Below are 401 nucleotides of genomic sequence, written 5' to 3'. Positions count from 1 at the left end.
TTGCGCTCCACGCCGGAGAGCGGCGAACGGGCGGGCTACGACGGTGCCAAGCGGAAGAAGGGTTCCAAGTTGCACCTGGCGGTCGACACGCTGGGGCATCTGCTGGCACTGCACGTCACGCCTGCCAGTGCGGACGACCGGGCCGAGGTGGGACGTCTCGCTCAGGCAGTGCAGGCCTCGACGGGCCAGAGCGTCGATCTGGCCTATGTCGACCAAGGCTATACGGGAAGAAAAGCAGCCGATGCTGCGAAAGCCCACGGCATCGAGTTGGAGGTAATCAGGCTGCCAGAAGCCAAGCGCGGCTTTGTCCTGCTGCCGCGGCGCTGGGTCGTCGAGCGCTCCTTTGCTTGGGCTACCCGCTTTCGGCGCCTGGTGAAGGACTACGAGCGCTACGCCAGCAC

Annotated in this window: 1 protein-coding gene; it reads left to right on the top strand. The window is 65.8% G+C overall.

Translation table 11 applies throughout. The features are described from left to right. Nucleotides 1-401 (top strand): transposase (locus NJE57_RS19945; protein ID WP_319030230.1); only part of this gene is annotated, 401 nt, incomplete at both ends.

This window comes from Dietzia sp. PP-33, from assembly GCF_033790845.1.
GTDB lineage: Bacteria > Actinomycetota > Actinomycetes > Mycobacteriales > Mycobacteriaceae > Dietzia.
Note: the sequence above shows the minus strand (reverse complement) of the source record. Positions and strands in the feature narration are given on the sequence as shown.